The organism is Hyalangium minutum, assembly GCF_000737315.1.
Classification (GTDB): domain Bacteria; phylum Myxococcota; class Myxococcia; order Myxococcales; family Myxococcaceae; genus Hyalangium; species Hyalangium minutum.
Genome location: NZ_JMCB01000001.1, coordinates 671,632 through 692,292, shown reverse-complemented (window position 1 = coordinate 692,292; position 20,661 = coordinate 671,632). Strand labels below are relative to the sequence as shown.

Annotated in this window: 23 protein-coding genes; 6 read left to right on the top strand and 17 right to left on the bottom strand. The window is 67.2% G+C overall.

Annotation, left to right across the window (positions count from 1 at the left end; all coding sequences use genetic code 11):
* Positions 1-14: 14 nt before the first annotated feature.
* The gene (locus DB31_RS02550; RefSeq protein ID WP_044181390.1) at positions 15-1,019 is read right to left on the bottom strand and encodes an N-acetylornithine carbamoyltransferase; all 1,005 of its coding nucleotides are present in this window, start codon (positions 1,017-1,019) and stop codon (positions 15-17) included.
* Positions 1,020-1,225: 206 nt separating this feature from the next.
* Between DB31_RS02550 and DB31_RS02545 the strand changes: the two genes are divergently transcribed.
* Positions 1,226-1,651 (top strand): arginine repressor, encoded by a 426-nt coding sequence (locus DB31_RS02545; protein ID WP_044181387.1) that lies wholly within the window; start codon positions 1,226-1,228, stop codon positions 1,649-1,651.
* 64 nt (positions 1,652-1,715) lie between these two features.
* Here DB31_RS02545 and clpB read toward each other — a convergent pair whose 3' ends face one another.
* Positions 1,716-4,367, bottom strand: a complete 2,652-nt coding sequence (gene clpB, locus DB31_RS02540; protein WP_044181384.1) for an ATP-dependent chaperone ClpB — start codon at positions 4,365-4,367, stop codon at positions 1,716-1,718.
* 145 nt (positions 4,368-4,512) lie between these two features.
* Here clpB and DB31_RS02535 point away from each other — a divergent pair, with 145 nt between their 5' ends.
* The gene (locus DB31_RS02535) at positions 4,513-5,118 is read left to right on the top strand and encodes a hypothetical protein (protein ID WP_240486488.1); all 606 of its coding nucleotides are present in this window, start codon (positions 4,513-4,515) and stop codon (positions 5,116-5,118) included.
* An 18-nt stretch (positions 5,119-5,136) separates the two neighbouring features.
* Here DB31_RS02535 and DB31_RS02530 read toward each other — a convergent pair whose 3' ends face one another.
* The 3 genes from DB31_RS02530 to DB31_RS02520 are packed head-to-tail and all read right to left on the bottom strand — an operon-like array spanning position 5,137 to position 6,328.
* On the bottom strand, positions 5,137-5,772 hold the full coding sequence (locus DB31_RS02530; RefSeq protein WP_044181382.1) for a hypothetical protein: 636 nt from the start codon (positions 5,770-5,772) through the stop codon (positions 5,137-5,139).
* A complete protein-coding gene (locus tag DB31_RS02525; protein ID WP_044181378.1) occupies positions 5,769-6,074 on the bottom strand; it encodes a DUF1844 domain-containing protein in 306 nt (101 codons plus the stop codon). The genes DB31_RS02530 and DB31_RS02525 overlap by 4 nt, the downstream gene beginning before the upstream one ends.
* Positions 6,071-6,328, bottom strand: coding sequence for a hypothetical protein (locus DB31_RS02520; protein WP_044181376.1), 258 nt, complete (start codon positions 6,326-6,328; stop codon positions 6,071-6,073). Before DB31_RS02520 ends, DB31_RS02525 begins: the two co-directional genes overlap by 4 nt.
* Positions 6,329-6,420: 92 nt before the next feature.
* On the opposite strand from DB31_RS02520, the gene thiE reads away from it, so the two are divergent.
* The 3 genes from thiE to thiD are packed head-to-tail and all read left to right on the top strand — an operon-like array spanning position 6,421 to position 8,596.
* Positions 6,421-7,095, top strand: a complete 675-nt coding sequence (gene thiE, locus DB31_RS02515) for a thiamine phosphate synthase (protein WP_044182283.1) — start codon at positions 6,421-6,423, stop codon at positions 7,093-7,095.
* On the top strand, positions 7,092-7,859 hold the full coding sequence (locus tag DB31_RS02510; RefSeq protein ID WP_044181373.1) for a gamma-glutamyl-gamma-aminobutyrate hydrolase family protein: 768 nt from the start codon (positions 7,092-7,094) through the stop codon (positions 7,857-7,859). The genes thiE and DB31_RS02510 overlap by 4 nt, the downstream gene beginning before the upstream one ends.
* Entirely contained in the window at positions 7,856-8,596 is a 741-nt protein-coding gene (thiD, locus tag DB31_RS02505) for a bifunctional hydroxymethylpyrimidine kinase/phosphomethylpyrimidine kinase (RefSeq protein WP_044181370.1), read from the top strand. The genes DB31_RS02510 and thiD overlap by 4 nt, the downstream gene beginning before the upstream one ends.
* A 17-nt stretch (positions 8,597-8,613) precedes the next feature.
* On the opposite strand, the gene DB31_RS02500 is transcribed toward thiD, so the two are convergent.
* From DB31_RS02500 to DB31_RS02445, 12 genes are all read right to left on the bottom strand, one after another.
* On the bottom strand, positions 8,614-9,198 hold the full coding sequence (locus DB31_RS02500; RefSeq protein ID WP_044181367.1) for a hypothetical protein: 585 nt from the start codon (positions 9,196-9,198) through the stop codon (positions 8,614-8,616).
* A 76-nt stretch (positions 9,199-9,274) separates the two neighbouring features.
* Positions 9,275-12,067, bottom strand: a complete 2,793-nt coding sequence (locus tag DB31_RS02495; RefSeq protein WP_240486487.1) for a YncE family protein — start codon at positions 12,065-12,067, stop codon at positions 9,275-9,277.
* Positions 12,068-12,347: 280 nt separating this feature from the next.
* On the bottom strand, positions 12,348-13,202 hold the full coding sequence (locus DB31_RS02490) for an alpha/beta fold hydrolase (protein ID WP_083967974.1): 855 nt from the start codon (positions 13,200-13,202) through the stop codon (positions 12,348-12,350).
* Positions 13,203-13,310: 108 nt separating this feature from the next.
* Positions 13,311-14,690 (bottom strand): replicative DNA helicase, encoded by a 1,380-nt coding sequence (gene dnaB, locus DB31_RS02485; protein WP_044181364.1) that lies wholly within the window; start codon positions 14,688-14,690, stop codon positions 13,311-13,313.
* Between the two features lie 130 nt (positions 14,691-14,820).
* Complete coding sequence (gene rplI, locus DB31_RS02480) at positions 14,821-15,264, bottom strand: 50S ribosomal protein L9 (RefSeq protein ID WP_044181362.1); 444 nt, start codon at positions 15,262-15,264, stop codon at positions 14,821-14,823.
* Positions 15,265-15,294: 30 nt separating this feature from the next.
* Positions 15,295-15,723: a 30S ribosomal protein S18 gene (gene rpsR, locus DB31_RS02475; protein ID WP_044181359.1), complete on the bottom strand. Its 429-nt coding sequence runs from the start codon at positions 15,721-15,723 to the stop codon at positions 15,295-15,297.
* A 51-nt stretch (positions 15,724-15,774) separates the two neighbouring features.
* Positions 15,775-16,251: a 30S ribosomal protein S6 gene (gene rpsF, locus DB31_RS02470; RefSeq protein ID WP_044181356.1), complete on the bottom strand. Its 477-nt coding sequence runs from the start codon at positions 16,249-16,251 to the stop codon at positions 15,775-15,777.
* A gap of 267 nt (positions 16,252-16,518) precedes the next feature.
* Complete coding sequence (gene pth / locus DB31_RS02465) at positions 16,519-17,094, bottom strand: aminoacyl-tRNA hydrolase (protein ID WP_044181351.1); 576 nt, start codon at positions 17,092-17,094, stop codon at positions 16,519-16,521.
* 69 nt (positions 17,095-17,163) lie between these two features.
* On the bottom strand, positions 17,164-17,883 hold the full coding sequence (locus DB31_RS02460) for a 50S ribosomal protein L25/general stress protein Ctc (RefSeq protein ID WP_044181348.1): 720 nt from the start codon (positions 17,881-17,883) through the stop codon (positions 17,164-17,166).
* A 184-nt stretch (positions 17,884-18,067) separates the two neighbouring features.
* Positions 18,068-19,021 carry a ribose-phosphate pyrophosphokinase gene (locus DB31_RS02455; RefSeq protein ID WP_044181345.1) on the bottom strand — a complete coding sequence of 318 codons (954 nt, stop codon included), beginning with the start codon at positions 19,019-19,021 and terminating at the stop codon, positions 18,068-18,070.
* Positions 19,022-19,063: 42 nt separating this feature from the next.
* On the bottom strand, positions 19,064-19,363 hold the full coding sequence (gene spoVG, locus DB31_RS02450) for a septation regulator SpoVG (RefSeq protein WP_044181343.1): 300 nt from the start codon (positions 19,361-19,363) through the stop codon (positions 19,064-19,066).
* Between the two features lie 104 nt (positions 19,364-19,467).
* Positions 19,468-19,839 (bottom strand): DUF5658 family protein, encoded by a 372-nt coding sequence (locus DB31_RS02445; protein ID WP_044181341.1) that lies wholly within the window; start codon positions 19,837-19,839, stop codon positions 19,468-19,470.
* Between the two features lie 212 nt (positions 19,840-20,051).
* Between DB31_RS02445 and DB31_RS02440 the strand changes: the two genes are divergently transcribed.
* Complete coding sequence (locus tag DB31_RS02440) at positions 20,052-20,651, top strand: thymidine kinase (RefSeq protein ID WP_044181338.1); 600 nt, start codon at positions 20,052-20,054, stop codon at positions 20,649-20,651.
* Positions 20,652-20,661 lie beyond the last annotated feature (10 nt).

Sequence of the window (20,661 nt, the reverse complement as noted above, 5' to 3'; positions counted from 1 at the left end):
GACCTCGAAGGGGGTCAGGTAGACAGGATCCACTGAAGAATGGAGCGCTGGACGTGGAAGCGGTTCTCCGCCGTATCCACAACACGGCTGGAGGGGTGATCCAACACCTCATCGGACACTTCGACGTTGCGCCTCACCGGCAGGCAGTGGAGGAAGATGGCGTCCTTGGCGGCCAGGGACATGGAGCGCCGGGTGGGCATCCACCCCGAGTACGACGCCAGCAGCGCCGCCACATCCCCCGGGGCGTGCCCCGCGCGAGTGGCCGGGCCCCAGGCCTTGGCATAGACGGCGCGGCTGCCCTCCAGCGCCTCCTCTTGATCGTGGGTGTACGTGACGCTGCCGCCGGTGGCCTTTGCGTAGGCCTCGGCCTCGGCGCGCACCTTCGGATGCAGCTCGAAGCCCGGCGGGTGGGCCACGCGCACCTCGCAGCCCGCGGCCGCCGCCGTCAGCAGGAACGAGTTCGGCACCGCCTTGGGCAGCGGCTTGATGTGGGGCGCCCACGTGAGCGTCACCGGCAGCTTCTTGGTGGAGCCGAAGTTCTCCCGGAGCGTCAGCGCGTCCGCCAGGCCCTGGCACGGGTGCTCGCGCGCGGACTCCATGCTCACCAGCGGCACGGTGACGTGCTTGCGGAAGGAGTTGATGACCGAGTCCTGCTCATCCTCCTCGTCGCCGCCGCCCTGCGAGAACGCGCGCACCCCGAGCATGTCCGCGAAGCGCGACAGCACCGGCGCCGCCTCCTTGATGTGCTCGGCCCGGTCCGCGTTCATCACCGCGCCCACCCGGTCCTCCAGCTTCCACACGCCGTTGCCCACATCCAGCACGATGGCGTGCCCACCCGAGCGCAGCATCACCGCCTCGAACGAGGTGCGCGTGCGCAGCGAGGGGTTGAAGAACACCATCCCCAGCAGGCGGTTCTGGAAGATGGGGCCGGGGGCCTGGCGCTTCCAGGCCGCAGCCTGCGCGAGGATCTTCTCGACGCCTTCGGGGCCCAGATCCTGGATGCGGGTGAGATGCCTCATGCTGTGGGGACCTCGCGATGCGGGAGGAGCCTCCGGCGGGCTTGCATAGTCGTGCATAAACGCTGCATTGGACCGAAGGAGTTGCGCATAATATTCAGTTCAACGCGCAGCGCAATACCCTATTTTGTCGCGATTTTTCGCGGGGATTCTGATCGGTTCCCCAAAGGGTACTTGCATGCATATGCATGAAAATGCATGGTGGAGGGATGGGCGTGGATCTTCAGCTGGATGAGGCCATCGTGAGGTTGCTGGAGGCGAACGAGATCACCGATCAGGCGGTGCTCCAGCGGTTGTTGGCGGCCGAGGGCCACGCGCCGAGCCAGTCCACGCTCTCGCGGCACCTGAAGCGGCTGTCGATCCAGAAGGTGGGCGGGCGCTACCAGCGGGTGGAGCCGGGGCCGGCCGCGCCCACGCAGGCGATCACTGTGATCGAGGCGCCGCCGAACCTGCTCGTGCTGAAGACATCGCCGGGCTACGCGCAGGCGGTGGCGCTGATGGTGGATCGATCCGCGGCCATCCCCGGGCTGGCGGGCACGGTGGCGGGGGATGACACGATCTTCATCGCCGTGAAGGATCCGGAGCTGCTGCTCGAGGTGCGGGAGCAGGTCGAGCAGCTGCTGCGGCTCGCATAAAAAGAGCGCCCCATCCCGGCATGCGGGGTGGGGCGCTCGTGTCTTCACTTCAGGGCGAGGAGGCCTACGCGGACTTCCGCTCCTTCTTCTCCTGGGCCTCCTTGGCCTCCTTGCGGGAGTTGTCCACCAGCACCTTGGCGAAGGTCAGCTTGTCGCCCTCGGCATCCGCCTGGATGTCGTCGCCGGGGACGAACTCGCCGCTCAGCACCTTCAGGGCCAGTGGGTCCATCAGGTACTTCTGGATGGCCCGCTTCAGCGGCCGTGCGCCGTACGTCGGGTCGTAGCCGCGCTCGGCCAGGAAGGCCCGAGCCTTGTCCGTCAGCTCCAGCGTCAGCCGCTTGTCGGACAACAGCTTGCTCAGCCGCGCCAGCTGCAGGTCGACGATGCGGGAGATCTCGCTCCGCTTGAGCGGCTCGAAGATGACGATCTCATCCACGCGGTTGAGGAACTCCGGCCGGAAGTGGCTGCGCAGCGCGTCCATCACCTCGTTGCGCGTGCGCTCGTCCAGCGTCTCCTTGCCCGCCATGCCCTCCTGGAGCGCCTGCGAGCCGATGTTGGACGTGAGGATGAGCACCGTGTTCTTGAAGTCCACGGTCCGCCCCTGGCTGTCCGTCAGCCGGCCCTCGTCGAGGATCTGCAGCAGGATGTTGAAGACGTCGTGGTGGGCCTTCTCGATCTCGTCGAAGAGGATGACCGAGTAGGGCCGCCGCCGCACGGCCTCGGTGAGCTGGCCGCCCTCGTCATAGCCGACGTAGCCCGGAGGCGCGCCGACGAGCCGGGCCACGGAGTGCTTCTCCATGTACTCGGACATGTCGATGCGGATCATCGCGCTGTCGTCGTCGAAGAGGAACTCCGCCAGGGCCTTGGCCGTCTCCGTCTTGCCCACGCCGGTGGGGCCCAGGAAGATGAACGAGCCGATGGGCCGGTTCGGATCCTGCAACCCGCTGCGCGCGCGGCGCACGGCGTTGGACACAGCCTCGATGGCGCTCCGCTGGCCGATGACGCGCTGGCCCAGCCGGTCCTCCATCTTCACGAGCTTCTGGACCTCGGCCTCCATGAGGCGGGAGACGGGGATGTGGGTCCACTTGGCCACCACCTCGGCGATGTCCTCGGCGTCCACCTCCTCCTTGAGGAACCGCTGGTTCTTCTGCAGCTCGGCCAGCTTCTCGTTCTGCGCCTTGAGCTCCTTCTCCAGCGAGGGGATGACGCCGAACTTCAGCTCGGCCGCCTTGTTCAGGTCGCCCGTGCGTTCGGCCGCCGCCTGATCGTTCTTCGCCTTCTCCAGCTTCTCCTTCAGGCCGCGGATGCCGGTGATGGCCGCCTTCTCCGCGTCCCAGTGCGCCTTGAGCGACGTGAAGCGCTCCTTGAGATTGGCCAGCTCCTTCTCGATCTGGCCCAGGCGCTCCAGCGAGTGCGGATCCGTCTCCTTCTTCAGGCCCTCACGCTCGATCTCCAACTGCATCATCTTCCGGCGCACGTCGTCGATCTCGGTGGGCATCGAGTCGATCTCGATGCGCAGCCGGCTCGAGGCCTCGTCCACCAGGTCAATGGCCTTGTCCGGCAGGAACCGGTCGGCGATGTAGCGGTGCGAGAGCGTCGCGGCGGCCACCAGGGCGTTGTCCTGGATGCGCACGCCGTGGTGCACCTCGTAGCGCTCCTTGAGGCCGCGGAGGATGCTGATGGTGTCATTCACGGAGGGCTCGCCCACCATCACGGGCTGGAAGCGCCGCTCCAGGGCCGCGTCCTTCTCGATGTGCTTGCGGTACTCGTCCAGCGTGGTGGCGCCGATGCAGTGCAGCTCGCCGCGCGCCAGCGCCGGCTTGAGCATGTTGCCCGCGTCCATCGCGCCCTCGGCCTTGCCCGCGCCGACGATGGTGTGCAGCTCGTCGATGAAGAGGATCACCTCACCGGCCGAGTCCGCCACCTCCTTGAGGACGGCCTTGAGGCGCTCCTCGAACTCGCCGCGGTACTTGGCACCGGCCACCATGGCGCCCAGGTCCAGGGTGATCAGCCGCTTGTTCTTCAAGCTCTCGGGCACGTCGCCGTCGACGATGCGCCGCGCCAGGCCCTCGGCGATGGCCGTCTTGCCGACGCCGGGCTCGCCGATGAGCACGGGGTTGTTCTTGGTGCGGCGGCTGAGCACCTGCACGCAGCGGCGGATCTCCTCGTCGCGGCCGATGACCGGATCCAGCTTGCCCGAGCGGGCCGCCTCCGTCAGATCGCGCCCATACTTCTCCAGCGCGCGGTAGGTGGCCTCCGCGTCCTGGCTGGTGACGCGGGCCGAGCCACGGACGTCCTTGACGCCGGACAGCACGCGGTCGCGCGTGACGCCCGAGGCCTTCAGCACTTCGCCGATGGCGCCCTTGTCATGGGTGAGGGCGAGCAGCAGGTGCTCGGAGGAGACGAACTCATCCTTGAGCCCCTTGGCCTCGTCCTCTGCCTTATCGAAGGTCTTCAGCAGGCGCTGGCTGAGCGTGGCGCTCTCGCCGCCCTGCATGCGCGGAAGCTTCTGCAGGGCCTCTCCGAGGCGCGCCGCGAACAGCTTCGGGTCCGCGCCAATCTTGCGAAGGATCGGCTCCACGATGCCGTCCTTCTGTCCCAAGAGCGCGGCAGCCAGGTGCTCGGGCTCGTAGCTCGGATTATCCGCCCGACGAGCCAGGCTCTGACCCTCTTGGATCGCTTCCTGCGCCTTCACAGTGAACTTGTCGAGTCTCATAGTCACAACGTAAGGGCCGAACCCTCCTTGGCAAGGAACGGCCGTACACATTGGCCGTAATACTTTCGGCTGCCAGGAATCCCCGGGCTTTCAAGGTTAGGGGGTTGCCAGAAGGGAAGAGCCCGGCTATACGCCGCGCGCCTTTATGGGGGGACGTACTCTGGAAGCGCACGGCGGTTACCTGATTCGGCTCGAAACGTTCCACGGCCTGGAGCTCCCAAGACTGGCGCGCGAGGCGCTGGCGCTCGAGGGAGTGGCTGGCGTGCCGCCGGGCCTCCACCTCTCGGTGATCCGCCGCCGGAAGGTGATCCGGCTGGCCTTCACGGGCACGCAGGCGACGGGCCGCTCGGGCGCGCACTGGTATGCGGATCACCATGCGCTTGCTCGGATGCTGTCCCGGGCGGCGAACGCCACGGTGCACGTCTACGTCTACGACCCCGAGGAGCGCGAGCAGGTGATTGCCTACGGCAATGGCCACCGCGTGGGCGGGGACAAGGTCGTCTACGAGGACGTGGAGCTGTCGGGCGAGGAGGAGCAGGACGATGCGGCCTTCACGCGGATGCGGGCGCGCTGGCCCATGGGGCACCTGGCCTACGTGTTCGGCCTCACGCGCGAGGAGCTGCTGGGCATGCCGCGCGCCTCTCCGAGCGTAGTGCTGAGCTTGGACGCGGCGGACGCGCAAGACGCGGAGGGGCGGCTGGAGATGCTGCTCCCCAGCCCTCAGATGTCCCGCGCCTCGGACGCCGCCTGAGGCGGACACTCGGGGAGGCTATTCGGTGGGACCGTCCAACGCGACGACTGTCTGCCGCACGCGCTCGCTGCGGAAGTACTGGCCGAGCACCGCGAAGCTGCCCGCGACGGCGGCGGTGAGAGCTCGGTAGAACCACGTCAGCACCGCGGGGCCGTACTGCTTGATGGCCTCGAGCTGCTCGGGGTCCCACTGGTTGGGGAAGGGGCCCTTCACCAGGGCCGCGCCCATGTGGTCCACGACGACTTGGAACTGGGCTCCGTCGATGGTGCGCAGCACCGCGGCGAGCAGGCTGCCCCAGGAGAGCAGTACGCGCATGCCTTCGCGCGGCATTCCGCCCGGCCGGAGCATGCGGCTGGCGCCCACGAAGACGAAGGCGCACGTCACCGCCAGCGCTCCCAGGAGGAAGGAGCGCGGCTCGCGCATGGACTCCTCGGCGGAGAACTGGGCGAGCAGCAGCTGCGTGTTGAGCGCGTGCTCCGTGTTCGCGGTGGGACTGGAAAGGACGGCTTCCTTGTACTCGGAGAGCTGCGCCAGCCGGGACAGCTCCACCACGCTGGACATGCCGATCAGCCCCGAGAAGATGAGCCCCAGCACCGCGGCGATGCGGATGTCGCGGGGCAGTTTCGGGGGGGAGCTCGGAGCGGGCTCGCTCACCGCTTGCTGGCCTCCACGAAGCGCAGGCGCAGATCGGTAAGCAGGGTGGCGAAGAGCTTCTCTTCCTCCTCGGTGAGGTTGCCGCGCGTCTTCTCGCGCAGCATGGAGAGCAGCTCCAGGCTCTCGCGGGCCAGCTCCAGGTTGCGCTCGGTGCGGCCCGTGTCGGGGTTGGCCGCCTCACCCAGGTGGATGAGCGTCGTGGAGGCCAGCCCGATGATGAAGGTGTTGAAGGCAATGGGGCTGGATGCGGGGTCCGCTTCCCCCCGCATCACGAAGGTCTCGCCCCGCTTGGGGTCCGTCATGGGGCCTCGGTGTCCTCGGAACCCTCGGCCTCCTCGTCGTCGCCCTCGTCGTCGCCCTCGTCCTCGTCGAGATCCTCCTCCTCGTCGTCGAAGTCCTCACCGTCCATCGCCGTCTCCACCGGCACGGACTTCTCGGCCACGTCCGGCAGGCCCTTGATGTGGCGCTCGTATGACTTCTCGTCCAGCTGGCCGCTGCGCAGGTAGCGCTCCGCGGTGCGCTTGTCGAGGTGCTTCGGGTCCAGGGTATCCGCCATGTTCAAATCCTCGGAATCTCTTGTGAAAAGGGCGCGCCACCTTATAGCAGAGGTGCCGCCTGTCAACGCCGCCCGACCCGCTCCTCGTGCCGATGAACCTTCCCGACCGTCCTCCGCTTCCCCGAGGCCCCTATCTGCTCTGTGACGATACTGTCCGGCCTGAGCTCCCGCTGGCAGAGAAGGCTGCTCGCCTGCTGGCGGGTGGGGCCCGGGTCATCCAGCTTCGGATGAAGCACACGCCTCCTCGGGAGGCCCTGGCTGCAGCCCGGGAGGTGGTGGCCGCCTGCCACAAGGCAGGGGCGGTGTGCCTCCTGAACGATCGGGTGGATCTGGCGCTGCTGGCGGGAGCGGATGGGGTTCATGTGGGAGACGAGGACCTGCCCCCGGAGGCGGCGCGCGAGCTGCTGGGCCCTCGGAAGGTGGTGGGCGTCACGGTGCGGAACGCAGCGGGGGCGCGGGCGGCGAAGGAAGCCGGGGCGGACTACGTGGGGGTGGGGCCTGTCTTCGGGACGACGACGAAACAGGTGCCGGCCCCGGTGCTGGGGGTGGAAGGCTTCGCAGTGGTGGTGCGGGACAGTCCTCTCCCGGTGGTCGGGATTGGCGGGGTAGGGCTGGCGAACATCGGGCAGGTGGCGGCCGCGGGAGCGCATGGGGCGGCGGTGGTCTCCGATGCCCTGCTCGCCGAGGACATTGCCGAGCGGGTGCGCCGTTTGCTGGCGGCCTTTGACTCGGGCGTCAACGGGGCTAGCCTCGTGAGCGCTCCATGACTCCTCCTCTGAGACATCACGGCCAGCCGCCTCGGCGGCCCAACATTGGCATCTCCCCGGACTGGACCGAGGCTGGCGAGGGCAACCCCTTTGCCCGCTACGAGCTGAAGGCGGTGTACTCGGAGGCCGTGCTGCGCGCGGGAGGGCTGCCGTTCGTGCTGCCGTACTCGGATGACCCCACGTGCGTGGAGGCGTACCTGGATCGCGTGTCCGGGGTGCTGATCACGGGAGGCGCGTTCGACATCAACCCGGTGGCCTACGGCGACACGGCGCGCGAGGGCATGGGTCCCATGAAGGAGGCGCGGACGGCCTTCGAGTCGGCGCTGATGCGCGCGGCGCTGAAGCGGAACATGCCAGTGCTGGGCATCTGCGGGGGCATGCAGCTGCTGAACGTGGTGCTGGGCGGCACGCTGTACCAGGACATCGGACGCGAGCTGCCGGAGGCTCGGGAGCACGAGCAGAAGCATGACCGGACGCACCCGCAGCACCCGGTGGACGTGAAGGACGGCACGCTGTTGGCGGAGGCGGTGGGGAAGGGGCAGCTGATGGTGAACTCGACGCACCACCAGGCGGTGAAGGCGCTGGGCAACCAGGTGGTGGCGAGCGCCGTGTCTTCGGACGGGGTGACGGAGGCCATCGAGTCCTCCGCGCATGCCTTCGCGTTGGGCGTGCAATGGCACCCGGAGTACATGCTGACGACCCTGCCAGTGCACGGCGGGGTGTACAAGGTGTTCATCCACAAGGCGCGTGACTACCGGCGGTGAGTGGGGTGTCTCGAGTCCTGCTGCTCGCGGGCCATGAGCCCACCGGCCGTGCGGGGCTGCTGGCGGATGCGGCCGCAGTGCGGGCGATGGGCGGCGCTCCGGTAGCAGTGCCCACGGCGCAGACGGCGCAGGGCCTCACGACGTTCTTGTGGCAGGCGGCTCCGGCGCGGGTGCTGAAGGCCCAGGTGGCCGCGGCGCGAGAGCTGGGGCCGTTGCACGCGGTGAAGCTGGGCATGGTGCCGGATGCGGCGCGGCTCTCGGCGATCCGCGAGGCCCTGGAGGATGTGGAGGCGTGGTGGGTGGTGGATCCCGTGGTGCGGACGTCGCGGGGGCAGCGGCTCTCGAAGCTCTCAGTGAAGCACTACCTGGGGCTCGCAGGACCGCGCGTACTCCTGACGCCGAACCTGGACGAGGCCGCGTGGCTCTTGGGGCTGCCAGCGGTTGAGACGGTGGAGGAAGCCGCAGAGGCCGGGCGGACGCTGGTGGCGCGTGGCTTCGGAGCGGTCCTGGTGAAGGGCGGCCACCGCGAGCGCGGAGCCGTGGACGTGCTGTGCACGCCGGGCACGACGCGGCTGCTCACGGGCAAGCGTGTCCAGCGATCGTCTGAGCGCCGGGGAACGGGTTGCAGGTTGGCCTCGGCGCTGGCCGCGGAACTGGGGCGAGGCCGCTCGGTGGAAGCCGCTGCCCGCCGGGCCAAGGCGCACGTGAGCCAGTACCTTCGCACGGGGAAGGGGTAGGCCCACCCCTGGCCGTGTTACTCGGGCTGGGACTGGGGCGGCTCAGGCTGATGGACGATCCGTTCACCGAGCACCGCCATCGCTGCGAACGTGATGAAGAGCGTCAGCACCGCTCCCGCTGCCAGGGGCAGGGTGAGGACGCGCGATGGCGGGATCCACATCGCATAAATGACGAGGTCCACCACCAGCGGCACTGGGAAGGCCAGCAGGGCGAGCCAGCCCTCTCCCTTGGAGCCGAAGACGCCCGGCTTCACGAAACGAAGCAGGCCCATCAACAGCAGCATCAGCAGGGGCCAGAGATCAAAGAAGGCGACGCCGAGCAGTAACGAGAAGGTCGGCTTGTCGAGGCGCTCCTGGATCCACCCGAACCCGAGCAGCACCGCGAGCAGGGCAACCGCATAGCCCCGGTTGGCCAGATACCCACCCCCCTCACTGGGGGGCAGGTACTTGTGGAGCCGCCGGTCGAGCGGCCCCAGGAGCAGCGCCACCCAGTAGGGCAGGAACAGGAAGAAGACAGCAAACGGCCGGATGCCCACGAGGTGGAAGCCCCCTGCGAGTCCCACCGGTACCAGCACGTTCGCCATCACCGTCCGAGCCTTCATCCCGCTTCACCTCAGGAACCCCGAGGCCCCTCCGCAGTGAGCGCGGAGGGGCCTGTGTCCCTTCACCTCAGGGATATCAGGGATGGCTGTTGGGGTCCGCCAGGTCCGTCCCCGCCGTCCGCTCGTCACCGTTGAGGTGTCCATCCAGGTCGTGATCGATGCCGTTACGCGTGCCCGTGGAAGGCGGGAAGCAGGTAAAGGTCAGCGCATCGAACGTCACGATGGACGCACGGAGGTTCGAGTCGGAGATGTTGGGCAGGGCCACTTCGTCCCTCTTGTACTGCTGGCCGCCCACGTACAGGAATCCCACGTCGTGGGAGTTGAGGCGGCCTCTCACCACCAGATCGCACTCGCCGGCATTCGCGCGTGTGATCAGCAGATTCAGCCGGGGAGCCATGACGAGCAGGTTGCTGGCCGTCAGCGTCACCTGCTGGCCGACGATCGGCGCCAGGTTGTTTTCGTAGACGAACATGAACTGCTCCACGTTCCGCTTGTTCGTGACGTTCGCGGGGGTGTTAGCGAGCCCCACGGGGTTCGCCGCGTTCTGGTCAAAGCTGCTGTTGAAGCGGAACATGTCCGGGATGGCGCCGTTATGGCCGAAGCCGAAGCCGCGGACTTGATCTCCCAGGAAGGAATCGGCGGGGACGGTGAAGAAGTCGTAGCCCGCTCCGAACATTCCGACCTTCTGGTACATGTTCCGCAGCTGCGGGATCTTGAAGAACTGGGGCACCGGGTCGAACGAGCTGCGGCCGTCCGTTCCGAAGAAGCCCTTGAACTGGCCCGCACTGGGGTTGGCGTTGGGATCGAGCTTGTGGCAGGTCTCGCACGTTCCCTGCGGGGTGACGGTCTGGGCGAAGTAGAAGTCCCGGCCGGCCTGCTGCGTGGGCGTGAGCGTGTTGTCCAGGTTCCGGATCGGGTTGGGCGGGTAGGTGATCTGCAGCACGAAGTCCGCGAACTGCTCCATCTCCGCGTGAGTCAGCTGCGCGCTGCGCCCGAGCAGATCCATGAAGGCCGGGTTGAACTTGGCGAAGGCGGCGGCCTCATCGAACGAGCCGTCATCCGGCTGCGCGGTGGGCTCGTCATTACCGGCCGAGCGGTCACCGCGCCAGTGCATGGGACCGTGGTTGGCCATCCCACGCAGGCTCTGGGTCGTCAGGGGGCCCTTCATCGGATGGATGTTGGAGTTCTGGCCGAACGTGGGATCCGTGCCGAACCCGCTCACCACAGGAGGCGCGATGGGGCCGGGGTTGGTCATCACTGTCCCGTCCGGATTGCCCAGATCCCACGCCAAGCTGTCCCAGTCACCGAAGATGTGGCAGCTCCCACAGGACGAGTCTCCGTGGCTCGAACTGTAGCGCGCGTCGTAGAGGAACCGGCGCCCCGCCACCACGCTCGGGGGCTCGGGGTTGTGCATCAGGTGGTGGGCCGTCTCCGTCTGGGTGGACAGGTTCACGACGGAGACCCCGTTGTCGAAGCGCGTCAGCGTGTACAGGCGGCCGCGGGCCTCGTCCAGCACGATGCCCGTGGGCCCGCCGCCGGTCAGCTCGATCTGGTTGGCGGTGCTCGGCACGAAGGTGTCGTTCTCCAGCGCGGCGGTGGAGTAGACGCCGAGCTTCGAGGAGCCGTAAGCGGCCACATACAGCGTGGCGCCGTCGGAGGTCACCGCCATCCCGAGCGGCTGCGCGAGGCTCTTCTCGCTCTCCGTGTTGGGGACCGCCGCGCAGCAGACCGCGTAGTTGATGTGCTTGTTGAGGTGCCGGGGAGCGACACCCGAGGAGCTCAGCACGGTGATCCGGCTCTCGTGCAGGTGCCCCCGCAGGGTGTTGCCGGCGAAGGTGCCAGGGCCCTCGAAGCGCAGATCATTCCGGGCCTCGGTGTTGCTGACGTACACCTTCCCATTCACCGGGTTCACCGCCATGTTGAACAGGATGGTGCCCACGCCGGAGTAGAAGCCCGCGCTGCCAGAGAGCTGGGCCGGCGGGGTGGCGGTGGCATCGATGACGAACACATCCTTGTCCGGCAGGGAGAAGCGCAGCGCGCTATCCCAGGTGCGGTTGAGCACGTCCACCCAGTGCGAGCCGTTGTACTTGACGATGAGGCCCACCTCGGGCGCTTGCACGCCCTGCACATTGGCATTGGGGCCCGGGACGCCGCCCGCTGACTCGCCGCCGTCGGGGATCTGCAGATCGTGGAGCACCGTGGTGCGGTTGCCCGAGTGGAACGCGGCCGCGTAGACGCGCGTGCCGTCGGGCGTCACCGCGAGCGCGCGCGGCGTGTCACTGAACAGGGTGAGGATGGTAAGCGGATCCCCGCCGACCGAGGAGCCCAGCGCCGTGGCGTCGAAGACCCAGACATCCGCCCGGCCGATGCCCGGCGTGGTGAGCTGGGGATCATAAGGAGCGTTCTGCCCGCGATGGGCGGTGGTGATGAAGGCGCGCGTCTTCCCAGGGCCAGCGAAGACGATGTCGCGCGGCTCGTCGCCGACGAGCAGGGTGCGCGTGACGACACCCACATGGCCACTCGAGGAGAGCTGCACGACGCTCACGCTGTCGGACAGGTGGTTGACGACCCAGACCTCCGTGTCGCTCCGGGCCGCGACCGCCACCGGCTCCATGCCCACGGGGATGGATGCGCGGCGGCTGAGTCCACTGGAGTTGACCTGGAAGACCTCCAGCGTGTGGTCCGGCGTGTTGACGGCGAAGAGGAGATCCCCGCTGGGGGAGAGCGCGAGCGGTCGGACCTGGCCACTCTCGAAGAGGGTGTACTGCTGGGCGGATGCCTCCGTACTCACCCAGACGCAGGCGAGCAGTGACGCGATGATGAAGGTTCTGGAGTTGAGGGTTCGAGGTGCGGCACTTCGGTCATGCATGGTGGCTCCAGGCAATGGGGTGAGCTCCTCCATCGCCACCCGACGCGGAGAAGAAGCAGGAACTGAACTCTGGGCCGCGAGGACGCGCTGCGCGGCCAACTCGGGGTGGCTCAGCGCGACATGGAAATGATGTTAAGGAGCCCCTGTGACATTCAACAGAAGCGCTCGTCGTGTTTCATGTCGCACTGTGTTTTGTCACACAGGAGCCATTCGAAGGATCAGGTCGTTCTCGACCCTCTTGACGGGGGAGGACGACCCGAGCCCGAGCCACCGAAAATCTCTAGCCCTTGATGAAGGCCAGCAGGTCCTTGTTGATGACGTCCTTGTTCACCGAGCACATGCCGTGGCTGAAGCCCGCATAGGTCTTCGACTGCGCGCCCTTGACCAGGGACGCCGTGAGCTTCGCCGAGCCGTCGAACGGAACGATCTGATCGTCATCGCCGTGCATCACCAGGGTCGGCACGTCGAACTTGGCGAGGTCCGCGCGGAAGTCGGTCTCGGAGAAGGCCTTGATGCAGTCGTACTCCGCCTTCAGTGAGCCCATCATGCCCTGCAGCCAGAAGCTCTCGCGCAGGCCTTCGGACACCTTCACTCCCGGGCGGTTGAAGCCGTAGAACGCCGTGGTCAGCTCCTTGAAGAAAGAGGAGCGGTCATTGCGCACGCCCGAGCGGATTCCATCGAAGACCTCCATGGGCAGGCCGTTCGGGTGCCAGTCGGTCTTGAGCATGATCGGCGGCACGGCGCCGACCAGCACGGCCTTGGCGATGCGCGAGGTGCCATGACGGCCGATGTACCGAGCGACTTCGCCGCCGCCAGTTGAGTGCCCGACATGGACGGCCTTCTTGAGATTCAGCGCCGCGGTGAGCTGGGCGAGATCATCGGCATAGGTGTCCATGGTGTGGCCATCCCACGGCTGGGACGAGCGGCCATGGCCCCGGCGGTCATGTGCGATGGTGCGGTAGCCCTGTTCCGACAAGAACAGCATCTGGTCCTCCCAGGCGTCCGAGCTGAGTGGCCAGCCGTGAGAGAAGACGATGGGCTGGCCATCCTTCGGGCCCCAGTCCTTGAAATAGATCTGAGTGCCGTCCTGGGTGGTGAGATAGCTGCCGGAAATCGTGCCAGCGTGAGGAGCCACAGGTTTCCTTCCTGGGTGAGAGAGAGGTTCACCGGCGGTCGTGGCCGGCGCTCCTCTGGTAACAAGCCAGGGCGGAAGCCCGCTACCCACTTTGTTCCCGAGTGCGGACTACTGGAACTCTCCTCGGGCGCGGCTCTCGAAGCGTGTGAACTCCGCCAGGAAGACGAGATCGACCGAGCCTATCGGGCCGTTACGCTGCTTGGCGACGATCAGCTCCACGGGGATGGCCGTGCGGGACTTCGCGGCCTCATCGCCGTCAGGTGAGCCCTCGTCCTGGTCCTCTCGGTGGATGAACATCACCACGTCGGCGTCCTGCTCGATGGAGCCCGACTCGCGGAGGTCGCTGAGCATCGGCTTGCCGCCCTTGCGCTCTTCCACCTTACGGTTGAGCTGGCTGAGCGCGATGATCGGCACCTCCAGCTCCTTGGCAAGCTGCTTGAGCGAGCGGGAGATCTCCGACACCTCGAGCTGGCGGCTCTCCACCTTGCCCTTCTGGTGCATCAGCTGGAGGTAGTCGATCACGATCAGCGACAGCCGAGGGTCCTTCTGCTTGAGGCGACGCGCCTTCGCGCGCAGGTCGAACGGCGACAGGCCGCCCGAGTCGTCGATGTAGATGGGCGCGTTGTAGAGCTTGCCGGCCATCTCCTGGAACTTTTCCTCGTCATTCTGCGTGAGCCGGCCGCCGCGCAGCTTCTTCATGTCCACGCGGGCACTGGAGGCCAGCAGACGCATCAGCAGCTGGTCGGCGGGCATTTCCAGGCTGAAGATGGCAACGGCCTTGGGCTCGTCCTCCAGCGCCGCGTGCGTGGCGATGTTCATCGCGAACGACGTCTTGCCGATGCCAGGACGCGCCGCGAGGATGATGAGCTCACCGGCGTGCAGACCCGTCAGCTGCATGTCCAGGTCCACGTAGCCAGTGGACAGGCCCGTCACGCCCGACGACGAGGCCTTCATCTTGTCGAGCAGATCCAGCGTCTGCTCCATCAGCTCGCTGACGGCCCGGAGGTCTCCCTCGCGCCGCTTCTCGGCGAGGTTGAAGAGCTTGCGCTCGGACTCGTCGAGCATGACCTCGACATCGCCCGAGTCCTGGCTGGCCATGTCCAGGATCTCGCGCCCCACGCTGGCCAGCCGGCGCCGCAACGCCTGATCGCGGACGATCGTGGCGTACTGGACCGCGTTGTGCGTCAGCGGCACGCCCTGGTCCAGGGACATCAGATACGCCGGGCCGCCCACCGCGGCCAGCTGCCCCAGCACCTTCAGCTCCTCGGAGAGCGTCAGGTGGTCCACCGGACGCTGCGAGCCGTCGAGCTTCAGCATCGCGGCGAAGATGGCCCCATGCTGCGGACTGGAGAAGTCGTCCGAGTGGACCACCTCCGCCACGTTCGTCAGGAGGGTGTTGTCCGCCAGCACGGCGCCGAGCACCGCGCGCTCCGCGGCAAGATCCTCGAGGACCTTCCGCCCTTCACGACCATCGAGCACGTTGGACATGGCTTTCCCTCTTCATTTTACAAGCAGCGCGGGCAGGGGTGAAAAGGCCCCCCTGTGGGCCCGCACAAGGCGTAAAAAAAGGCCGCCCGGGAGAGACCCGGGCGGCCTGGCGTTCCCTTGCGGGAAGGCGTTACTCGGCGACGACCTCGACCTTGATCTTGGCCGAAACCTCACGGTGCAGGCGCAGCTCCACCTCGTGCGTGCCCACCGTCTTGATGGGCTCGGCGAGGTGCAGGCCGCGGCGATCCACCTGCTGGCCCTGAGAGGCCAGGGCCTCGGCGATGTCCAGCGCCGTGACGGAGCCGAACAGCTTGTCCTGCTCGCCCACCTTGCGCTTCAGGGTGACCTTGAGCGAGCCGAGCTTCTTGGCCGTCTCCTCGGCAGCGCCCTTCAGCTTGGCGTTGCGCGCGGTGATGACCGCCTTCTCGTGCTCGAGCTGGCGCAGGTTCTGCTCGCTGGCCAGCACCGCCTTCTTGCGCGGCAGCAGGAAGTTGCGCCCGAAGCCGTCCTTGACGGTGACGAGCTCCCCGGACTTGCCGAGGCCGTCGATGTCTTCACGAAGAATGACCTTCATGTGCGTTCTCCGAAATCCCAGGCGGGGCGGCTAGCCCACCATCGCGTTGTAGGGGAGGAGCGCCAGGCCCCGAGCGCGCTTGATGGCCACCGCCACCTCACGCTGGTGCTTCGCGCAGTTGCCGGAGATGCGGCGGGGAATGATCTTGCCGCGCTCCGTGACGAAGTACTTCAGGGTCGCCTGATCCTTGAAGTCCACCTTGGCGTTCTTCTCGGCGCAGAAGCGGCACACCTTCTTGCGGCCGAAGCCGCGGCCACCGCGCTTGTCGTCATCCATGCCGCCGCCGCGATCATCGCGGCCACCGTCGCGGCCACCGTCACGGCCGCCACGATCACCGCGATCGCCGCGATCACCGCCGCCGAAGCCACCACCGCCACCGCCGAAGCTGCGGCCACCGCCGCCACCACCACCAGCGCGCGAGGGCGCCGAGGAAGCCGTCTTGTTATCCGTACCGTTCATGAGCGTTCTCGTTCTCGAACTCGAAAGGGTTCGTGAAGGACCGGGGGGCCGTTAGGCCTCCTCGGAGGCCTCCTCCTCGGCGTCGCCAACCTCGTCGCCACCCTCGACGCCACGGAAGCCCGTGTCGCGCTCGGCAGCGCCCGGACGCGCGTTGTCATCCACGTCGCCCGCCATCTTCACGTCCTCGAGCACCGGACGGGACTCGGGGTCGATCTCGTCCGCGATCTTCACGGACAGGTAGCGGGTGACTTCGTCGAGGATGCGCAGGTTGCGCTCCACCTCGGCCACCAGGGAGGAGCTGCCCAGGTAGTGGGTGTGCACGTAGATGGCGCGGGGCTGCTTCGCGATGGGGTAGAGCGTCTTCTTCTTGCCCCACACCGTGAAGCGGATGACCTTGCCACCCTCCCGGCTGACGATGCCGCGGACGCGCTCCTTGATGCGGTCCACGTTGTCGTCGGTCAGGTCGGGCTTGACCAGGAAGATGGTCTCGTACTCACGAAGCCGCTTAGCGGCCTGTGTCTCAGCCATTGTTTTCTCTCCCCATGGGGTCGAGTGCCCTCCGGCCAATCCGGAGAGCGGGGAAACGGACGTCCGGCCCAGAAGGCCGTCCACCGGGGACGGGAAACCGCGCGCCGTCGCCTTCGCGCTTCGTCCCGTGCGAACCAACACGGGAAGCTGGAAAAGAACATCCCCACCCACGGGAGGTGGGTGGGGAAGGGCCTTTTAGGGGGGGGCTCCCCCCAAGTCAAGGCGAGGGTGGCTCTGGAGCCCCACTCTTGGAGCAGGCAGGCGGGCTCAGGCTTTGCGGTTGAAGCGGTTCATGGCGGTGGAGAGCCCCTCGCGGGCCCACGTCTCCGCCATGTCCGAGGCCTTGCCGATGAACTCCTCCAGCTGGCGCCGCTCCCCATCGTCGAAGTTGGAGAGCACGTAGTCGGCGACCCGCTCCTTGGCGTTGGGGCCCTCCGGCTTGCCAATGCCGAAGCGCAGGCGGATGAAGCTGTCCGCCCCCAGGCTCTGCACGGAGCTCTTCAGCCCGTTGTGCCCGCCCGTGCCGCCGCCCGCCTTCAGCTGCAGCCGGCCGAAGGGCAGATCCAGCTCGTCGTGGATGACGAGGATGTCCTCCACCGCCACCTTGTAGAAGCGCGCGGCCTCCGCCAGCGAGCGCCCCGACAAGTTCATGTACGTCTGTGGCTCCAGGAAGAGGATGCGCTCGCTGCCCAGGGAGCCCTGGCCCACCTTGGCCTGGAACTTCTCCTGGTTCAGCTCCGCCCGGGCGCGTGACAGCAGCGCCTCCACCACCATGAACCCGATGTTGTGCCGGTTGCGCTCGTACTCGCGCCCGGGATTGCCCAACCCGCAGATGAGCTTCATGGCAGGCTCCTAAAGCAAACGGGGCCGGCCCCGAGAGGCCAGCCCCGCTTCGAGACAACAGCTCCGAGCTTACTTCTTCGCCGGGGCCTTGGCCGCGCCGCCCGCCGCCTTGGCATCGCCCGCCTTGGCATCGCCCGCCTTGGCATCGCCCGCCTTGGCCGCCGCCGGAGCCGCCGCAGCACCCGCCGCCGGAGCCGCCGCCGCCGCCGCCGCCGGAACCTCCTCGCGCTCAGGCGCGGAGACCACGGCCAGGGTGTAGTTGACGTTCGTCTTCACCGACACGCCCTCGGGGAGCTTGATGTCGTTGATGTGGAGCGCCTGGGCGATCTTGAGGGGGGTGACGTCCACCTCGATCTTCTCCGGGATGGCGGCAGGCAGCGCCCAGACCTCGAGCTGGCGGCGAGCCTGGGTGAGCAGACCTCCGTCCGCCACGCCCAGCGCCTTGCCGGTGAGCACCAGCGGCACGTTCACCTTCACCTGCTCCTTCTCCGTCACGGCGATGAAGTCCGCGTGGAGGATCTCACGGGTGACGGGATCCTGCTGGTAGTCCTTCAGCAGCACCTGGTGCGAGGCGCCGTCCAGCTTCAGGGTGATGAGGGTGTTGAGCTTGTGCGGGGTGTTGATGGACTGGCGGATGGACTTCGGATCCACCGCGACGTGGACCGGCGCCTGCAGGTGCTTGCCATAGACGACGGCGGGCACCAGGCCCTGGCTGCGCAGCTTGCGGGCAGCGCCCTTGCCAGCGCCCTGACGGCCCTTCGCCTCGAGAGTGCTCTTATCGACGGACATGGAAATGCCTCTTCTGGGACTACGGGTGTCCACCGGGCCCCTGGCGCTCTCGGCATCCCGCCCCGATGGCGAGCCCCGATGACGGCGCCTCCTTTGAGGGGAGACGGTGGAGTGGAGGTGGCACATGCCAGCCAGCGGGCCTGGAGTCAAGCCGCCCGCCAACCCAGCGCACGCCTGGGCGGACTTACACGAACAGCGAGCTCAGCGAATCGGCCCGGTGGATGCGGGCGATGGCCTCGCCGAAGAGCCGCTCGGTGGTGAGCACGCGGATCTTCGGGCACGCCTGGGCGTTGGGTGCCAGGGGCACCGTGTCCGTGACCACCACCTCCTCCAGCACGGAGTCGGTGATGCGCTGGATCGCCGGCCCGGAGAGGATGGGGTGCACCGCGTACGCCACCACCCGGCGCGCGCCCTTGTCCTTCAGCGCGGAGGCCGCCTGCGCCAGCGTGCCCGCGGTGTCCACCATGTCGTCCAGCAGCACCGCGTCCTTGCCATTCACGTCGCCGATGAGGTTCATCACCTCGGAGGCGTTGGGGCGCGGGCGCCGCTTGTCGATGATGGCCAGGCCCGTGTTCAGCCTCTTGGAGTAGGCCCGGGCGCGCTCCACGCCGCCCGCGTCCGGCGACACCAGCACCATCTCCTGCGGGTCCGGGAAGCGCTTGCGCAGGTCCTCGATGAACACCGGCGAGCCATACAGGTGGTCCGAGGGGATGTTGAAGAAGCCCTGGATCTGCCCGGCGTGCATGTCCATGGACACCACCCGGTTGACGCCCGCCGTCTCCAGCATGTCCGCGATCAGCTTGGCGGTGATGGGCGTGCGCGGCGCCACCTTCCGGTCCTGCCGGGCGTAGCCGTAGTACGGGATGACGGCGTTGATGGAACCCGCGCTCGCCCGCTTCAGGGCGTCGCACATGATCAGCAGCTCCATCAGGTGATCATTGGCCGGCGGGCACGTGGACTGGATGATGAAGACGTCATTGCCGCGGACGTTCTCGCCGATCTCGACGTGGATCTCCCCGTCGGAGAAGCGATCGACCGTCGCCTTGCCCAGGGGCCGCTTGAGGTACTCGCAGATCCGCTGGGCCAGCCCCGGATTGGAACTGCCGGAGAACACCTTGAAGTCGCGCGAGGGCTGCATGGGGCGCGCTACTAACCTGCCCGCGCCCGCAAGGGAAGCGCCTTAGTCGGCTTCGGCCGCCGCCATCAGGTTCTGAGCGGCGTGACCGTTGTGTGTCTGTCGTTCGTACTCCGACAAGATGATGCGCTCCATCTCGCTGCGCGTGTCCGCGTTCAGCGGGTGGGCGATGTCCTTGTACGTGCCGTCCTTGCGCTTCTTCGCGGGCATCGCGATGAAGAGCCCGGAGGCGCCGTGGATGACCTTGAGGTCACGGATGACGAAGCAGTGATCCAGGGTGATGGTCACGTAGGCTTTGAGCTTGTCCTCTTCGACCGGAAACACCCTGACGTCGGTGATGTTCATGTTGGCCCCCCACCAGCAACCCGAAAGAGCGGTGTTGGCGGGAAGCCTGGGACGGAATGACCCAAAAATGCAAGTCCTTCGCTACTCAGTACGTTGTGCGGCTGTCATCCCAAGTGGGGCCAGCGGTGTAGGAGGTGGGCCAGGAACGCGAGGTGGTAAACGTTGATGACCGCGTAGATGAGGGCTCCTGCCCGAATGGCCATGCGGCTGGCCGTCATGCCCCGGTGGAGGCACAAGAGCGCCAGGCCCGCGTTCACGATGACCAGCTTGGCGAACATGAAGAGCAGCGGAGAGTGCTCGTACGCCAGGCGCATCAGCGGGTTGAGCTCCTCGGCGACCTCCAACTGTAGAAAGGTCAGGGTGAAGAGCCCGTCCAGGAGATTGAGCACCAGCAGGGCCACGGATGCCGGTGAGAGGTAGAAAGACCGCAGTGCCGCCCAGAAATCGCGCTCTTGCTGTTGTGCTGTCGCCGCCACCCGCGCCTCCCCGTTGAGAATCCTGCGAGTAGGTGCCTTTCAAGACGCGCGCCAACGCTGGGGACCTTCCAGGTAGGGGGAGGCACGGCGGCGTGCGCGGAGCCCCTGGTGGCCGGGGTCGGGCGCTCGGTGTTTCACGGGATCATTGACTCCGTGGGGGCGCTGAAAGAGTATCCGCGCGCCCTCGGCCCCTCCTGGATCCTGAACGTCTCGTGCACCAATTCCCCAAAGATATCGGGTGGATAGAGGTCATCTGCGGCTCGATGTTCTCCGGCAAGACGGAGGAGTTGATCCGCCGGATCAAGCGGGCCGTGTACGGCAAGCAGCGCGTCCAGGTCTTCAAGCCGAAGCTGGATGACCGCTACGACGAGACCCAGGTGGTCAGCCACTCGCAGCTCAAGCTGGTGTCGACGCCCATCGAGCGGGCTGAAGAAATTTTTTACCATCTGTCGGCTGACACACAGGTGGTGGGTATCGACGAGGTCCAATTTTTCGGGCCCGAGGTGGTGCAGGTGTGCGAGGCGCTGGCCAACAAGGGGCTGCGCGTCATCTGCGCGGGGCTGGATCAGGACTACCAGGGGCGGCCCTTCGAGCCGATGCCGCAGCTTCTGGCGGTGGCCGAGTACGTGACGAAGGAGCTGGCCATCTGTGTGGTGTGTGGCAATCCGGCCAACCGGTCACAGCGGCTGGTGTCCCGAGGGGAGCGGGTGGTGGTGGGGGCGGCGGGGGCCTACGAGGCGCGCTGCCGCAAGTGCCACGTGGCGGAGCCCACCGAGGCCACGCCTCCGCAGGCGCTGAAGCTGTTCGACTGACTCAGGAGAG